Source organism: Gallaecimonas sp. GXIMD4217, assembly GCF_038087665.1.
GTDB lineage: Bacteria > Pseudomonadota > Gammaproteobacteria > Enterobacterales > Gallaecimonadaceae > Gallaecimonas.
This window is the reverse complement of record NZ_CP149925.1, coordinates 3,212,405-3,228,488: the sequence shown is the minus strand read 5'-3', so window position 1 is coordinate 3,228,488 and position 16,084 is coordinate 3,212,405. Positions and strand designations below refer to the sequence as shown.

Sequence of the window (16,084 nt, the reverse complement as noted above, 5' to 3'; positions counted from 1 at the left end):
AACATTCATGGCGTTTGGTGATCAGATCAATCGCCAAAAATCACTAACCAAAAAACGCCATGAATGTACGCACTATCTTGACCAACATCGTGACGCTTGTCACACCCAAAATGCACAAAACTCGCCGAAAGGCCGTGATGGACTGTGTGTTGAGCCTGGCCGGTGGCAGCGCTGCCACGGTGACCAGCATCGGTCGCGGCATCGAGTCAAAAGCCTTCGAAAAACACAACATCAAGCGCGCCGATCGGCTGCTTTCAAATTCCCACTTGCAGCGAGAACAGCTGGTTGTCTATGCCGCCATCTGCCGGCTTTTCTGCTGTACCAAGCGCCCCGTGATCGCCGTCGATTGGTCGGATCTGGATAGGGTCAAAGGCCACTTCCTGCTGCGGGCGGCCATGACGCTGGATGGTCGCCCCATCACCCTCTACCAGGAAGTGCATCCGCTTAGCACCAAAGAGAAACCCGCCGTGCATGCGCGTTTTCTGTCCATCCTGTCGGCCATGCTGCCACCGGGTTGCCAGCCCATTATCGTCACCGATGCCGGCTTCAAGTCTCCCTGGTTCAGGCAGGTCGAGGCGCTTGGATGGCATTTTGTCGGGCGCGTTCGCAAACCCAATTTCTACTCACTTGACCAAGGCGACACCTGGCAGTGCATCAGCCACCTCTATGGCCAGGCTTCACAACGTCCCAAGCGATGCGATGGTCTGCTGGCCCGCTACAAGCCGTTCGCCTGCACCCTGACCCTGTACAGGCAAAAAGGCAAAGGCCGGCAATCACTCAACCCGGATGGCAGTAAACAGCGGGCCGGACAGTCAATCAAGCATGCCCAAGGCGCCAAGGAGCCTTGGCTGCTGGCGTCCAACCTGCCGAAAGCCCGTCACCATAGCAAGCAGGTCGTCGCCATCTATAGGCAGCGCATGCAAATTGAAGAAGGCTTCCGGGACATGAAGTCTGCCCAACTCGGATTGGGCTTCGAGAACAGCAGAAGCACCAAGCCTGCTCGCATCAGCATCCTGCTGTTGCTCTCGACCCTGGCCTCGCTGGTGTTGGTGCTGCTCGGACTCACCATGACGGTAGGCAATCAGCACGGCCGCTTCCAGGCCAACACGGTGAAGAAAAAACGCGCGTTGTCTTTCCATACCCTGGGACTTCGAGCCGTCAGCAAGGGCCTCAAATTCACGAAAAGGCAGTGGCAAAAAGCCCTCGTTCGCTACCGCGAGCTGCTACATGCAACAAGCTACGAGCAGGCATGGAATTAATTTTGTGGGGATCCCTCAGGGTCAGATCCCAATTAAGAATTAAGTAAATTAAAAGGGGTCAGATCCTGAGGCATCCCCACGAATAGTCTTTTAATTTCAGCTGGTTATCAATAATGGCGGGAACATTCATGGCGTTTGGTGATCAGATCAATCGCCAAAAATCACTAACCAAAAAACGCCATGAATGTACGCACTATCTTGACCAACATCGTGACGCTTGTCACACCCAAAATGCACAAAACTCGCCGAAAGGCAGTGATGGACTGTGTGTTGAGCCTGGCCGGTGGCAGCGCTGCCACGGTGACCAGCATCGGTCGCGGCATCGAGTCGAAAGCCTTCGAGAAACACAACATCAAGCGCGCCGATCGGCTGCTTTCAAATTCCCACTTGCAGCGAGAACAGCTGGTTGTTTATGCCGCCATCTGCCGGCTTTTCTGCTGTACCAAGCGCCCCGTGATCGCCGTCGATTGGTCGGATCTGGATAGGGTCAAAGGCCACTTCCTGCTGCGGGCGGCCATGACGCTGGATGGTCGCCCCATCACCCTCTACCAGGAAGTGCATCCGCTTAGCACCAAAGAGAAACCCGCCGTGCATGCGCGTTTTCTGTCCATCCTGTCGGCCATGCTGCCACCGGGTTGCCAGCCCATTATCGTCACCGATGCCGGCTTCAAGTCTCCCTGGTTCAGGCAGGTCGAGGCGCTTGGATGGCATTTTGTCGGGCGCGTTCGCAAACCCAATTTCTACTCACTTGACCAAGGCGACACCTGGCAGTGCATCAGCCACCTCTATGGCCAGGCTTCACAACGTCCCAAGCGATGCGATGGTCTGCTGGCCCGCTACAAGCCGTTCGCCTGCACCCTGACCCTGTACAGGCAAAAAGGCAAAGGCCGGCAATCACTCAACCCGGATGGCAGTAAACAGCGGGCCGGACAGTCAATCAAGCATGCCCAAGGCGCCAAGGAGCCTTGGCTGCTGGCGTCCAACCTGCCGAAAGCCCGTCACCATAGCAAGCAGGTCGTCGCCATCTATAGGCAGCGCATGCAAATTGAAGAAGGCTTCCGGGACATGAAGTCTGCCCAACTCGGATTGGGCTTCGAGAACAGCAGAAGCACCAAGCCTGCTCGCATCAGCATCCTGCTGTTGCTCTCGACCCTGGCCTCGCTGGTGTTGGTGCTGCTCGGACTCACCATGACGGTAGGCAATCAGCACGGCCGCTTCCAGGCCAACACGGTGAAGAAAAAACGCGCGTTGTCTTTCCATACCCTGGGGCTTCGAGCCGTCAGCAAGGGCCTCAAATTCACGAAAAGGCAGTGGCAAAAAGCCCTCGTTCGCTACCGCGAGCTGCTACATGCAACAAGCTACGAGCAGGCATGGAATTAATTTTGTGGGGATCCCTCAGGGTCAGATCCCAATTAAGTGCTAGATTTATGGCATCACTTGTCAGCGCTGGAGGCAGTGATGCCGCGCAAGCCCCGTACTTCTGTAGCCGGTGTGCCGGAGCATGTCATTCAGCGTGGTAACAACCGGCAGGCCATCTTCGCCAGTGATGACGATATGAAGGCCTATGCCACCTGGTTGAAGGACTATGCCTCACAACATGGTGTTGCTATCCATGCCTGGGTGTTGATGACCAATCACGAATAAAAGGGGTCAGATCCCAATTAAGTGCTAGATTTATGGCATCACTTGTCAGCGCTGGAGGCAGTGATGCCGCGCAAGCCCCGTACTTCTGTAGCCGGTGTGCCGGAGCATGTCATTCAGCGTGGTAACAACCGGCAGGCCATCTTCGCCAGTGATGACGATATGAAGGCCTATGCCACCTGGTTGAAGGACTATGCCTCACAACATGGTGTTGCTATCCATGCCTGGGTGTTGATGACCAATCATGTACACCTGCTATGCACGCCTTCCCGCCCGAATTCAATTTCCCTCATGATGCAGTCTGTCGGCCGACGCTATGTCCAGTACTTCAACCGGAGCTACAAGCGATCGGGCACCTTATGGGAAGGTCGTTTCAGGTCCTGCCTGGTGCAGGCCGATGGTTATCTGCTGGAACTCTACCGCTACATTGAGTTGAACCCTGTCCGCGCGGGCATGGTGGCTGACCCTGCGGACTACAGCTGGTCGAGTTATCAATGCAATGCCTTGGGGCGACAAAGCGACCTGCTGACGCCCCATCCGCTGTATCTACAGCTCGGCGCCACGGCAGAGAAGCGCCAGTCATCATATCGAACAATGTTCAGGCACCATGTCGAAGGGACGTTGCTGGAGGATATTCGCAAGGCGGCCAACAAGGGACTGGTACTGGGGAACGAGCGGTTCATATCGGAAATCGAAGCGTTGACCGGCAAATGCTTGCAAGAAGGCAAGCGTGGCAGGCCGACCGGGTGGCGTAAGGACAAATAGCCTGTTTAAATGGGATCTGACCCCTTTTATTCGGTTAGTTCAAGGAAGAGGTATAGAGGCTCGCATGGATATGAAGACCCCGCTCCTGTTTGCCTGCTCGTTGCTGACGGCGTCCTGTGGTCCCGCCCTGGATAGGCTCAGCCAGGGCGACGCCGAGTGCCTGGATATCGATACCGTGGGGTGGAAAGCATTCCTCGAGCATTGGAATGAGCAGGCACTGATCCGCATGAAATCCTGGAAAAAGGGCTTTTCCGATGCCGAATGGGCAGAACTCGACAAGCGGGGCCTGTTCCGTGCACCGGCCACCCAGGAGCAAATCGACCGTAAAGCCCGCGAACTTGGCAGGCCGTTACCGCCCTCCTATGTCGACTTCCTGAAGGTCAGCAATGGCTGGCATGCCTTTGACGGCAGTGGTGAGCACGTCCACTACTTCCCCATCGAGCAGGTTGGCCGCTATGAAGACATTTATCCGGGCTCCGCATCAATCTGGCAGAGTGGAACTAGCCTGCCTGTGCCAGACCAAGATTATTTCATCTACGGTCCTGGCCAGGATCCGGTAAATGTCCGTTTCGAGTACCTGAGCCAGACCGTGGCTATCCGCAGCGAAGTGGATGCCAACGTCATATTGCTGAATCCCAATGTCATTTTTGAGAACGGCGAATGGGAAGCCTGGGATCTGGCCAGTCAGCTGGCCGGCGCCATTCGCTACCCTTCCTTTGCCGCCCTAATGGAAGCCCGATGCGTTGAACATCTGGCCGCTCTGGCCAGGTGACCGTAGCGGCAATGGCGGACCAGGCTCAACCCGGCATTGCCAAATGAGAAGCTGAAGGAGGTGATTGCACGTCCGACAGAATGGCCGAGTTGCATGCTTTCCTGAATAGGGCGCGAGGTGCCCAACTTGCTGGTGTACTCAGTGGGCTTTGCGGTGTGGGGCTAGGATGGGCAAGGACCCGAGAAAATATGAAAAGACGATGGATTGGTTTGTTGTCAGCACTGGCCGGGAGCTGTACAGGTTGCCACCCGACACTGGATGTGGACAGTGAATTCATCTATGTGCCGGGCCCGGATTTCCAGCAGGGACTCGAGATCGGAGTGGATTCTTTGGTTGTAGAGGTCGGAGATGAGTTGCTGCTCGAAGCCAAAAGAACCAGTTCCGGCTTCGTGAAGATAAGGCCAGAAGACTATAGCGGCGGATGCTATTTTATCGGCGAGCCCCCAGCATTTGAAGACGAAGTCTCGCTCAACGTCACCTGGCATATCACGCCGAAAGGCCAATCCTATCGGGCAGGGATAAGCGATTCTGGCCGGCGCACCGCCGTGTTTTCCAGGCCGGGCCAATACAGGTTACGGGCGCATTCTGCCTTATGGTGTTCTCCTGGTGCTGTCAGCAACGAAATCGAGATAACCGTACGATAAAGGCGGTCTGGCTAGGCTCGCCAAGCCATAACCTACTTAGCCAGAAAGTCTGGAATCACATCGGCAGCGTGTTTTTGTTCCTGCTGGCAAGGGTGAAATAAAAGAATTTTTAGATTGTGACGCAGAATCAGCTTAAAGAGAAAGCCAGGGCGAACCTAATTCCATTCTTGAAGGAAAATGATTTCGAACTGGTTTCTGGTCTTACATTTGTTAGAAATAGACCTGAGGAAATAAAGGACGTTATTTCACTTCTGATTAGCCACCGTGAAAACCTCACAGTCTTTGTTACGTGCTATACAAGTGAAATGGACGAAGACGATATCGAAATATATAGGTTTCCAAAGGGACTACCGACCATGGTGGGAGGAGAGCTTGACCCAGATAGAGAAATACAGCGGTCAAACTCGTACCTTTGGAAGATCGGAACCAACGATGATACTAAGATTGCCCTTAATAGTATTCAAGAGGCTCTCATTCACAGAGCTTTCCCATTTTTCGACAAAATAGATTCTCGAAAGGAACTGATCGATGCCATACACCCACGCCTTAGAGATGCTTATAAAGAAAAAGTCGAAAGAATTCTTGGCTGGGAGAAAAAGCAATAAAGAGGCTGGAATTTTGAGAGGTTGTTGTAAGTGGGGGTAACCGATGGGGTCATCATTTGAGTATAAAGTCGAGCGTGGGGTTGACTGCAGAATGCTCATCGTTAGAGACAAGATAGATGAGCATGCAGAAAAAGAAATAATTAAAGGCTCCTATGATTCACTTTGGCTTTACTGGGGGTCTTTTGAACGAATGTTTGATTTGGTATCTAAACATCGACTGAATTTCAAGCGTCTTCGAGTGCATTGCATTGAAAAACAGGATGTATCTTGGGTCAATAAAGTTGAAGAAGTTGAATATTTGCTATTAAAGGGGAAGATGAAAGGAGAGGTTGATTTTAGCTGTTTACCAAATCTCCGTTCTGTTGAGTTAGATTTCAATAAATCAACAGAAGGGGTTTTAAATGAATGTGTTAAAGCTGAATCGGTTGCGATTGAAAAATTTAAAGGATCACTGTCTGACTTTGATAGTGATATAGCTAAAAACATCTCAACGCTTGGCATTTTTGGTGGCGACTTGGTTAATCTCCATGGAATAGAGTTGTTTACTGGCCTGCGTTCTCTTTCTTTGTATGGCCTTCGAAAGCTAAAAAGTATTAGTGGGTTGGGTAAGTGTGAAAGCATTGAATGTCTCGAAATAGACTCATGCAATAACATAGATTGCTTGGACTCCATTTCTTCTCTAAAGAACCTGCAAGGCTTTTCTTTCGAAAATAAAGAGATCCCATCGCTATCTTTGCTGCCAAAAGATAATTTGAGGAGGGTCAGGCTAGGTTCTCAAACCAAGATTGTTGATAGTGATGTCGAATCATTCCTTGACTTCCCACATCTAGAAAAAGTGACTTTCACTAAAAAGAAGGGTTATAAATATTCTGCTGTCGAGATTAATGAATTGATAGCAAGTCAAAACAATAATGAAATGGACGAGCGCTTGTGATTTGGGTCTGGCCTCTTTTATTTTAAATGGGAGCTGACCCCTTTTATTCGTACCAAAGAGGCCACAAATGACTACCATTGCCCAATTTAAAAAATATGCAAAGGACAATTTGACACCATTCTTGGAAGAGAACGGCTTCAAGCTCCTATCCCGTTATATCTATGTAAAGGACGGGCCCGAAGACATTAAGTTCGTCATTTCACCTTCGATCCACTATGGCGAAAACCTGGTGATCTGGGTGGTCTGTTACACCGAAGAAATGGATGCAGGCGAACCGGAGGCGTATCGGTTCCCCAAGGGGCTGCCGACTATGGTTGGCAGCGAGCTCAGCCCCGACAGGACTATCAGCTATGGTACTTCCCACTTGTGGAAAGTGGGCTCGGAAGATGCCTCCAAGGAAGCGATTGAAGAAATAATCCTGGCACTTAAAAAATGGGCGATTCCCTTTTTTGAAAGCGTGAATACGCGCCAGGATCTGGTGGATAAGGTCTGTCGCCATCACCGTGCAGATTATCAGGAAGAAATTGATGCGATCCTTGCCTGGCGTCCAACCTAATCAAAGACAAAGGACTACCCAAGGAAAACCGGGACCGGAAAGCCGGGATAGATCTATTTTCAAAATAAAAGGGGTCAGGTCAATAAAAGGGGTCAGATCCCAATTAAGTGCTAGATTTATGGCATCACTTGTCAGCGCTGGAGGCAGTGATGCCGCGCAAGCCCCGTACTTCTGTAGCCGGTGAAAAAAAAGTAAAAGGGGTCAGATCCCAATTAAAAGTAAAAGGGGTCAAAATAAAAGGGGTCAGATCCTGAGGGATCCCCACAAAATTAATTCCATGCCTGCTCGTAGCTTGTTGCATGTAGCAGCTCGCGGTAGCGAACGAGGGCTTTTTGCCACTGCCTTTTCGTGAATTTGAGGCCCTTGCTGACGGCTCGAAGTCCCAGGGTATGGAAAGACAACGCGCGTTTTTTCTTCACCGTGTTGGCCTGGAAGCGGCCGTGCTGATTGCCTACCGTCATGGTGAGTCCGAGCAGCACCAACACCAGCGAGGCCAGGGTCGAGAGCAACAGCAGGATGCTGATGCGAGCAGGCTTGGTGCTTCTGCTGTTCTCGAAGCCCAATCCGAGTTGGGCAGACTTCATGTCCCGGAAGCCTTCTTCAATTTGCATGCGCTGCCTATAGATGGCGACGACCTGCTTGCTATGGTGACGGGCTTTCGGCAGGTTGGACGCCAGCAGCCAAGGCTCCTTGGCGCCTTGGGCATGCTTGATTGACTGTCCGGCCCGCTGTTTACTGCCATCCGGGTTGAGTGATTGCCGGCCTTTGCCTTTTTGCCTGTACAGGGTCAGGGTGCAGGCGAACGGCTTGTAGCGGGCCAGCAGACCATCGCATCGCTTGGGACGTTGTGAAGCCTGGCCATAGAGGTGGCTGATGCACTGCCAGGTGTCGCCTTGGTCAAGTGAGTAGAAATTGGGTTTGCGAACGCGCCCGACAAAATGCCATCCAAGCGCCTCGACCTGCCTGAACCAGGGAGACTTGAAGCCGGCATCGGTGACGATAATGGGCTGGCAACCCGGTGGCAGCATGGCCGACAGGATGGACAGAAAACGCGCATGCACGGCGGGTTTCTCTTTGGTGCTAAGCGGATGCACTTCCTGGTAGAGGGTGATGGGGCGACCATCCAGCGTCATGGCCGCCCGCAGCAGGAAGTGGCCTTTGACCCTATCCAGATCCGACCAATCGACGGCGATCACGGGGCGCTTGGTACAGCAGAAAAGCCGGCAGATGGCGGCATAGACAACCAGCTGTTCTCGCTGCAAGTGGGAATTTGAAAGCAGCCGATCGGCGCGCTTGATGTTGTGTTTTTCGAAGGCTTTTGACTCGATGCCGCGACCGATGCTGGTCACCGTGGCAGCGCTGCCACCGGCCAGGCTCAACACACAGTCCATCACGGCCTTTCGGCGAGTTTTGTGCATTTTGGGTGTGACAAGCGTCACGATGTTGGTCAAGATAGTGCGTACATTCATGGCGTTTTTTGGTTAGTGATTTTTGGCGATTGATCTGATCACCAAACGCCATGAATGTTCCCGCCATTATTGATAACCAGCTGAAATTAAAAGACTATTTGTGGGGATGCCTCAGGGTCAGATCCCAATTAAGTGCTAGAAAAAGAAAAAAGAAAAAAGAAAAAAGAAAAAAGAAAAAGAAAAAAGGACACCCATCTTCAGTAAGAAAAAGAAAAAAGGAGAAAAAGAAAAAAGGACACCCATCTTCAGTTGACGCTGTGGTGCCGGGCACTAAGCTTTGATCACCATGCTTTGGCTGAAGGAGTGGCCTGATGACTCGCCCGCGTTCCGAACTGGTGTCGGTGCAGGACACGCCTTACTACCACTGCGTCTGCCGATGTGTACGCCGCGCTTTCCTGTGCGGTGAGGACAGACTGACCGGCCAGGACTACAGCCACCGCAAGGGCTGGGTGCTGGCTCGGTTGGCTGAGTTGCAGCAGGTGTTCACCATCGAACTCTGCGCCTACGCGATAATGGCCAACCACTATCATCTGGTGGTTCATATCGATGCCAAGGCGGCCGAAGCCTTGGCTGATGAAGAAGTGATAACGCGCTGGAACCGCTTGTTTTCCCTGCCCTTGCTTATCAGCCGTTACCAATCTGGCCAACTCGTTTCCGATGCCGAGCATGCGGCAGCGCAGCAACAGGTTGATGACTGGCGGCAGCGTCTTTGTGATCTGTCCTGGTTCATGCGTTGTCTCAACGAGCACATCGCCCGCAAGGCCAACGAGGAAGACAACTGCAAGGGCCGTTTCTGGGAAAGCCGCTTCAAGTCTCAGGCGATACTGGATGAAGCAGGCTTGCTGGCCTGCATGGCCTATGTGGACTTGAACCCGCTGCGGGCCAAGGTGGTGGCGGTGCCGGAGGATTCACCGGATGTATCGCTATCGGAACGGTTGCCGAATGACAGTGTTTCCCCTGATAACGACCACCTCAAACCGGTCTTGCTGCCCTTTGTCGGCAACTTCCGCAAGGACATGCCCAAAGGCATTCCTTTTGCGCTGGCCGACTACCTGGAGCTGGTGGACTGGACCGGGCGTGCCCAGCGGCAGGATAAGCGTGGCTTTATTGCTGCTGATGCCCCGGCCATATTGCAGCGGCTGGGACTGGATGCCGACAGCTTCCTGCAGGCCTTGGGCCATCACCAGCTGTCCAAGGGCACGGTGATAGGGCAGCAGCATAGCCGGGTGGCTTACGCCCAGAGTCACCACCGACGACGGGTTAGTGGCCCGGCTATCAGGGCTGCTTGAACGTCATCTCGCCGCCGTTAATCAAACAGACTCCTTCATCTTGAGTCTGAGGCCTCGGCTGCCTGCGCCTCCCCAAGCTTGGCGAGATCGCCATTCCTATCTGCCTTTTCCTGTCACTGGATGGATATAGGCCTGGCCAGAAGGCCTTGCTGGTGTAGGATTATGTGTAGCGAGTTTGAAGATGGATGTCCTTTTTATTCGTAGCGAGTTTGAAGATGGATGTCCTTTTTATTCGATCTTGAGTCTGAGGCCTCGGCTGCCTGCGCCTCCCCAAGCTTGGCGAGATCGCCATTCCTAGCTGCCTTTTCCTGTCACTGGATGGATATAGGCCTGGCCAGAAGGCCTTGCTGGTGTAGGATTATGTGTAGCGAGTTTGAAGATGGATGTCCTGTTTATTCGGTAATGCGCTTTTGAGTCATAACTCTAACGCATGTCGGCCACTGTCACATATCGATATGGATCATATTGTATATGGGACGAAAGGAGGTGGTTGGCACCACCGCCCTGGCGGGATCAATCAATCTAATGGGTATAAGGTGCTAAAGGTCCTGGAAAAGCCAAAATCACCAGATTCACCATACAGGCTTCTCGTTCAGGCTCCTGGAGGTAGGCCAAAAAACAGTACCTTCTGGCCTAACTCTTGGTCTACAGAAAAGGTAAGAAGTGTGATAAATGAGACGTATATTGAACAGGTCGCTATGAAGGGACTTGGTAAAGGAAAGCATGTTGTTAATTCAAAGTATGGGTTTAAGATAAAACTGCGTATTGTTTCAGATGGTAAAGGAGGCCTAGTTGTCACAACTGCCTTCCCTAACATTAAATAGGTTTTGACAATGAGAGATTGTAGCTCGGAGAGTATGGATAAAGCCTTGGAGCAGCTGCTATCTGAATTTTACGATATCAAGTATGCGGAATTTGTTCGAGATGAGTTGAACATGCTTCTATCCGGTAAGAAAGAGTTAATGTCGTTCCAGTCTGAGGATGATGAGGTCAAGCTTGATGTTAGCTTGAAGACTGCTAAGATTGAGTACGATTATTGGGATGAAAAACGCAATGATTTCATATCTGGGATGGGTGGAATGGAAGCGCAAGTTGTCATTTTAAAAATTAAAAAAATTCTGCAATCTGTTTTGAAGGGTGAGGAGTAAGAAAGTTAAAAAAAGATAAAAAAATGAAAAAGGACATATATGGACGCCCCGTTTTTTGCAACTGTTGATGGAGAGCGGTTTGCGGACATATATCCGGCGTCGTGGTAGCGCCAGTAGCTGGCACTGCGCCTTGATGTGTTCCGAGCTCCGCCGACAGCTATCATTACGACGCCTTCGGCAACCTGCTGGCCGCCACCGGCGATACCGACAACAGCTACCGTTTCGCCGGCGAGCAGTACGATGCTGGTCTGGAGCAGTACTACCTGCGCGCCCGCTACTACGACCAGGCGTCAGGACGCTTTACCCAGCAGGATAGGTGGATGGGGAATGAGACTTCTCCTATAACACTACAGAAGTATCTTTACGCGAACACAGATCCAGTAAACAACACCGACCCTACGGGAAGATTTGCAATGTCGATCGGAGGGCTAATGAGTGGAGTCCGTGGGGTAGGGATCTTGAATACGGTTTCGTACTCATCAATGGCAAAGTTTGTTGGTGTCGGGCTTATTGGTAGTGTTGTTATAAGTAACGGCACTCAATGCAACCCATTCAGCAACAAAAGGTGTAACTCAGTTCCGACATTAGTGTTCGGGGCAGATATGCCGGTAACGTCACGTCATATTCAAGATGCTCAAAATGGACTCGGTACATCTGTTCTAAAGTCTCCTAAAAATAAAAGCAATAAAAGAATAAAAGGGGTCAGATCCTGAGGGATCCCCAGGGCCGGATTATGCTTTGTTAAATCCATTAACCAAAGAACAGTTCTGACCTGAACTTCCCGTTCCAGGCCGCCTTCCGCCGCTTGCTCGGCTTGCTGACCTGCAGTGGGTGCTGCTGGAGCAGGTTCAGCACGATCCGTCGTAGCAACGCCATCTTCTTGGCATTCTCCCGGTCGCCTATCCGGCTGCAGTCTTCCCTGAAGGTCACATCCAGCACCCAATGCTGCTGGTTCTCGATATGCCAGTGCTGGCGGATCCCGTCTGACACAAACGCTGGGTCGATATCCAATGAACTCAGGTAGTAATGGGTGTCGATGCTCGTCCGCCCCCGGTGGCGGCGCTCCCGCTCTACCGCGATAACGGACTTCGCCGACGGCCACTTCTTCGCCAGCTCTTTGGACAGTGTGGCCGGCAACTGGAACACCGTCCGCCGCTCCTGCCGGCCATGGCCTTGTTCCGTTTGCTCATGCTGGGGGAGTCCCGCTGCACCGCTATCCCAATAGGGCTGGAAGATCTCTTCTATGGCCTCACGCAAGCTCGGCTGGTTGCCTTTGACCTGGACGATGTAGTCGCCCTTACGCTTGCTGATCTGGTGCAGTGTTTCCTTGTTGCAATGCAAGGCGTCAAAGGTCAGCACGGCGTCGCGGATATCCAGCATGGTCAGCAGCTCTCGCACCGCAACCAACTCTCCTCCTTTGGTTGCCGTGGCTTGCTGGAACAGGGTGACACCCTGCTCGGTATCGAAGGCCGAGATCAGGTGCAGCGCTTGCTCTTTACCTTGTTGATTGACCGCCCCGCGCAGGGTCTTGCCATCAATGGCGATGAGCTGGCGGCCATTGGCTTGGCGCAAGTGATTGACCCAGCTAAACAGGGCCAGTACGAGGCATTGTGCATCCACGGCCTTGATGATGCGGGCGATGGAATGGCGGGTGGGGATCCCCGCTTCAAATGGCCGGTGTTGGCGGAGCCAATCCAGGTGCTCATGGCCGAACTCTTCGATATCAAGCCAGCCTTCACAGCCAGAGGCCATGGCAGACATCACCAAGAAGATGACATCGACGAGGTTGTGTTGGCGGTTGATGGGGGAGCGGGTATCTTCGATGAGGGTCAAGTGGTCAAACAGGGACATGGGAGTGGAGCCGGCAGAGTAACATGGCGGATCGGATCACGCCCAAGCGAGATAGTTCCCTGCCGTTAACAAAGCATAATCCGGCCCTGGAGGGATCCCCACAAAATTAATTCCATGCCTGCTCACAGCTTGTTGCATGTAGCAGCTCGCGGTAGTGAGCATGGATTTTTCTGCCCAAGCGACAGCGGCACGGCCTTGCGGTAAGCTGCCTCTAATCAACAGCACGGAGGCGGGACATTGGAATCATTGGTGGCATTGGGCGTCGTATTGGGGCTGGTGGTGCTGGTGGGCGGTCCCTTGGGGCTGGCGGCCTTTATCCAGGTCCAGGGCCTGAAGCAGCGCATCTGGCAACTGGAGCGGCAGCTGAGGGAGCTGGGGCAAACCGGGGCACCCGCCCCGCCACAAGCCAGCACCCGGGCCGAGGCTGAGCCTTTGCCGGAGCCTCCGCCACCACAAGAGGTACGGCCCGAACCCAAGCCGGTGCCACCAGCGGCGCCGCCAGCCTGGCTGGAGCATCTCAAGGCCAATTGGATGGTCTGGGTGGGCGGCCTGTCCCTGGCCCTGGCCGGGGTGTTCACGGTCAAGTATTCCGTCGACCACGGCCTGATCGGTCCCTGGGGCCGGGTGCTGGGTGGCCTGGCCCTGGGCGCTGCCCTGCACGGCGGCGGCCACTGGCTGAGCCGCCGCGACGGCCATTCCAATATCACCGCCATGCTGGCCGGGGCCGGCTCCATCGCCTTTTACGCCGCCCTGCTGGCCGGCTTCAACCTCTACCAGCTGTTCGGCGCCGCCGTCGCCTTCAGCCTGATGGCGCTGGTGTCCCTGGCCACCATGGCCCTGGCACTGAAGCAGGGCCCCGGCCTGGCGGCCCTGGGCATTCTGGGCGCCTACCTGGTGCCGGCCCTGGTGCAGACCGGCAGCGCCAAGCTGCCGGGCCTGTTCGGCTACCTGCTGCTGGTGACCCTGGGCTCCCTGCTGCTGCAACGCCATGTGTGCCGGGCCTGGCTGTGGTGGGGCACCGCGTTGCTGGCGGGCGGCTGGCTGCTGCTGACCCTGGACATGGCCAACCAGCCGCTGTGGCTGCGTGGCCTCTATCTGGCGACCCTGGGCTACGGCTTCGGCGCCCTGCCGCTGCTGGGCTGGCGCCTGGACCGGCACCAGGGTGACGCTTTGCCCGGCCTGGCGGCCTTGCCGTCCAGCCAGCTTGGCCGCCTGATCCTGGTCCAGGCCCTGTTGCTGCTTGGGCTGGTGCTGGTGCTCTGGGTCCAGCCGCTGACCCTGGTTTCCCTGCTGAGCGCCCTGGCGCTGCTGGCGGTGGCGCTGCTGCTGCCAAGGTGCAATGCCGGCCTGGACGCCCTGCCCTGGCTGGCCCTGGCGGCGCTGTTGGCGGCGGTGCTGGGCCAGGGCCTGGATGTCGGTTTTGAGCATCTGCCGCTGGCGGTGATCGAGACCGAGCAGCTGTTGATCGCCCTGACGCTCTGGGCCCTGGTCTTCCTCTTCTACGGCAGCTGGTTCAGCCTGCGGGCCCACAGGCCCGGCAACTGGGCGGCCCTGGCGGCCGCCGCGCCCGTGCTGTTGATGGCGGTGGCCTATGTGCGCAGCTCTGTGTTGAGCATCGACCTCTACTGGGTGCTGATCGCCGCCACCCTGGCCTTTGCCTACCTGGTGGTGGCCAACCTCTGGCAGCAGCGCCGGCACCCGCCGGCCACAGTCGCTTCCTACCTGGCCGGCGCCCATGGCGCCCTGACCCTGGCCATGGTCATTGGCCTGGACGGCGCCAGCCTGTCCCTGGGCCTGGCGGCGCAGCTGCTGTCCCTGGGCTGGCTGGACAGGCGCTTCCGCCTCGACGCCCTGCCCTGGGTGGCCAGGGCGGTGGCGGCGGTGGTCATCATCCGGCTGTCGCTCAACCCCTGGCTGCTGTCCTACCCGCCGGATCTGCACTGGCCGCTGTGGACCTACGGCGGCGCCGCCTTCTGCGCCTGGGGCGGGGCCAGGCTGTTCGGCCACAGGGACAAGACCGCCCCCAGGCTGGAGGGGGCCGCCGTGCACCTGCTGGTGCTGATGCTGACCTTCGAGGCCCGCTACTGGCTCCATGACGGCCAGGTGTTCAGCCCTGACTACAACCTCAGCGATCTGGCCCTGAACATGACCACCTTCGGCGCCCTGGGCCTGGTCTACCTGTGGCGGGCCCGCACCAGCGGCCATTTCGCGTTCGTCTACCGCCTGGCCGGGCAGATCCTGCTGGCCCTGTTTGCCCTGCTCTATGTGGGCGGCGCCCTGCTGCTGATGAACCCGCTGTGGCACCCGGACGAGATCGCCGACACGCCCGTCTTCAACCTGCTGCTGGCCCTCTATGCCCTGCCGCTGCTGTACCTGGCCCTGGCCATGAGGCTGCTGCCCAGGGGCTGGACCCACAGGTGCGCCGTGCTGCTGGGGCTTGGCGCCGTGGTGCTGGTGGGCCTGGAGGTGCGCCACCTGTGGCAGGGCCGGCTGGATCTGACCGATGTCACCTCAAACGGCGAGCTGTACAGCTACTCGGTGGCCTGGCTGCTGCTGAGCCTGCCGGCGCTTATCTACGGCGCCCGGCTCGGCCATGAGCAGGCCCGCAAGGGCGGCATGTTGCTGTTGATGGCCGTTGTCGCCAAGATCTTCCTTATCGACATGGGCGGCCTGGACGGGCTCTGGCGGGTGGCCTCCTTCCTGGGGTTGGGCCTGAGCCTGCTGGGCATCGCCTATCTGTACCGGCAACTACAAAAGGCAAGCGACTGATGCAGTCCATCTTCTACGTGGCCCTGGGCGGGGCCCTGGGCGCCCTGGCCAGGTTCGGGGTCAACGAGCTGAGCCTCTGGCTGTTCGGCCGCCACTTCCCGGTGGGCACCCTGTTGGTGAACCTGGTGGGCTCCTTCCTGATGGGGCTCTTGATGGGCCTGGTGCTGGCCGGCCATGTGCAGATCCAGCCCTGGAAGCAGTTCATCGGCCTGGGCTTTCTGGGCGCCTTCACCACCTTCTCCACCTTCGCCATGGACAATGTGCTGCTGCTTGAGCAGGGCGAATACCTCAAGGCCGGCCTCTATATCGGCCTCAACCTGGTGCTGAGCATACTGCTGGCCTTCTCCGGCATGGCACTGGTCCGCAACCACTTGTAAATAAC

16 protein-coding genes are annotated in these 16,084 nt (G+C 55.5%); 14 read left to right on the top strand and 2 right to left on the bottom strand.

Annotated elements, in window-relative coordinates; all coding sequences use genetic code 11:
- Positions 1–137 precede the first annotated feature (137 nt).
- The 9 genes from WDB71_RS15600 to WDB71_RS15560 all read left to right on the top strand — a co-directional run bounded on the left by WDB71_RS15600 (position 138) and on the right by WDB71_RS15560 (position 7,176).
- Positions 138–1,259 carry an IS4 family transposase gene (locus WDB71_RS15600; RefSeq protein ID WP_341501166.1) on the top strand — a complete coding sequence of 374 codons (1,122 nt, stop codon included), beginning with the start codon at positions 138–140 and terminating at the stop codon, positions 1,257–1,259.
- A gap of 258 nt (positions 1,260–1,517) precedes the next feature.
- Positions 1,518–2,639, top strand: coding sequence for an IS4 family transposase (locus WDB71_RS15595; RefSeq protein ID WP_341501166.1), 1,122 nt, complete (start codon positions 1,518–1,520; stop codon positions 2,637–2,639).
- A gap of 78 nt (positions 2,640–2,717) precedes the next feature.
- On the top strand, positions 2,718–2,903 hold the full coding sequence (locus WDB71_RS15590) for a hypothetical protein (RefSeq protein ID WP_341502514.1): 186 nt from the start codon (positions 2,718–2,720) through the stop codon (positions 2,901–2,903).
- A 63-nt stretch (positions 2,904–2,966) separates the two neighbouring features.
- Positions 2,967–3,665, top strand: a complete 699-nt coding sequence (locus WDB71_RS15585) for a transposase (protein WP_341502513.1) — start codon at positions 2,967–2,969, stop codon at positions 3,663–3,665.
- 64 nt (positions 3,666–3,729) lie between these two features.
- On the top strand, positions 3,730–4,437 hold the full coding sequence (locus tag WDB71_RS15580) for an SMI1/KNR4 family protein (protein WP_341502512.1): 708 nt from the start codon (positions 3,730–3,732) through the stop codon (positions 4,435–4,437).
- Between the two features lie 188 nt (positions 4,438–4,625).
- Complete coding sequence (locus WDB71_RS15575; RefSeq protein WP_341502511.1) at positions 4,626–5,081, top strand: hypothetical protein; 456 nt, start codon at positions 4,626–4,628, stop codon at positions 5,079–5,081.
- A gap of 116 nt (positions 5,082–5,197) precedes the next feature.
- Positions 5,198–5,686 (top strand): hypothetical protein, encoded by a 489-nt coding sequence (locus WDB71_RS15570; protein ID WP_341502510.1) that lies wholly within the window; start codon positions 5,198–5,200, stop codon positions 5,684–5,686.
- Positions 5,687–5,777: 91 nt separating this feature from the next.
- Positions 5,778–6,620: a hypothetical protein gene (locus WDB71_RS15565; RefSeq protein ID WP_341502509.1), complete on the top strand. Its 843-nt coding sequence runs from the start codon at positions 5,778–5,780 to the stop codon at positions 6,618–6,620.
- A 67-nt stretch (positions 6,621–6,687) separates the two neighbouring features.
- The gene (locus WDB71_RS15560; RefSeq protein ID WP_341502508.1) at positions 6,688–7,176 is read left to right on the top strand and encodes a hypothetical protein; all 489 of its coding nucleotides are present in this window, start codon (positions 6,688–6,690) and stop codon (positions 7,174–7,176) included.
- Between the two features lie 269 nt (positions 7,177–7,445).
- Here the strand turns inward: WDB71_RS15560 and WDB71_RS15555 are convergent, their stop codons facing one another.
- Positions 7,446–8,567 (bottom strand): IS4 family transposase, encoded by a 1,122-nt coding sequence (locus tag WDB71_RS15555; RefSeq protein ID WP_341501166.1) that lies wholly within the window; start codon positions 8,565–8,567, stop codon positions 7,446–7,448.
- A gap of 128 nt (positions 8,568–8,695) precedes the next feature.
- On the opposite strand from WDB71_RS15555, the gene WDB71_RS15550 reads away from it, so the two are divergent.
- The 3 genes from WDB71_RS15550 to WDB71_RS15540 all read left to right on the top strand — a co-directional run bounded on the left by WDB71_RS15550 (position 8,696) and on the right by WDB71_RS15540 (position 11,082).
- The gene (locus WDB71_RS15550; protein ID WP_341502507.1) at positions 8,696–8,926 is read left to right on the top strand and encodes a hypothetical protein; all 231 of its coding nucleotides are present in this window, start codon (positions 8,696–8,698) and stop codon (positions 8,924–8,926) included.
- Between the two features lie 30 nt (positions 8,927–8,956).
- Positions 8,957–9,934 carry a transposase gene (locus WDB71_RS15545; RefSeq protein ID WP_341502506.1) on the top strand — a complete coding sequence of 326 codons (978 nt, stop codon included), beginning with the start codon at positions 8,957–8,959 and terminating at the stop codon, positions 9,932–9,934.
- An 857-nt stretch (positions 9,935–10,791) separates the two neighbouring features.
- Positions 10,792–11,082 (top strand): hypothetical protein, encoded by a 291-nt coding sequence (locus WDB71_RS15540; protein ID WP_341502505.1) that lies wholly within the window; start codon positions 10,792–10,794, stop codon positions 11,080–11,082.
- Positions 11,083–11,832: 750 nt separating this feature from the next.
- On the opposite strand, the gene WDB71_RS15535 is transcribed toward WDB71_RS15540, so the two are convergent.
- Positions 11,833–12,933 carry an ISAs1 family transposase gene (locus tag WDB71_RS15535; RefSeq protein WP_341501355.1) on the bottom strand — a complete coding sequence of 367 codons (1,101 nt, stop codon included), beginning with the start codon at positions 12,931–12,933 and terminating at the stop codon, positions 11,833–11,835.
- Between the two features lie 249 nt (positions 12,934–13,182).
- Here WDB71_RS15535 and WDB71_RS15530 point away from each other — a divergent pair, with 249 nt between their 5' ends.
- Both WDB71_RS15530 and crcB read left to right on the top strand, forming a co-directional pair.
- Complete coding sequence (locus tag WDB71_RS15530; protein WP_341502504.1) at positions 13,183–15,702, top strand: DUF2339 domain-containing protein; 2,520 nt, start codon at positions 13,183–13,185, stop codon at positions 15,700–15,702.
- On the top strand, positions 15,702–16,079 hold the full coding sequence (crcB, locus tag WDB71_RS15525) for a fluoride efflux transporter CrcB (protein WP_341502503.1): 378 nt from the start codon (positions 15,702–15,704) through the stop codon (positions 16,077–16,079). Before WDB71_RS15530 ends, crcB begins: the two co-directional genes overlap by 1 nt.
- Positions 16,080–16,084 lie beyond the last annotated feature (5 nt).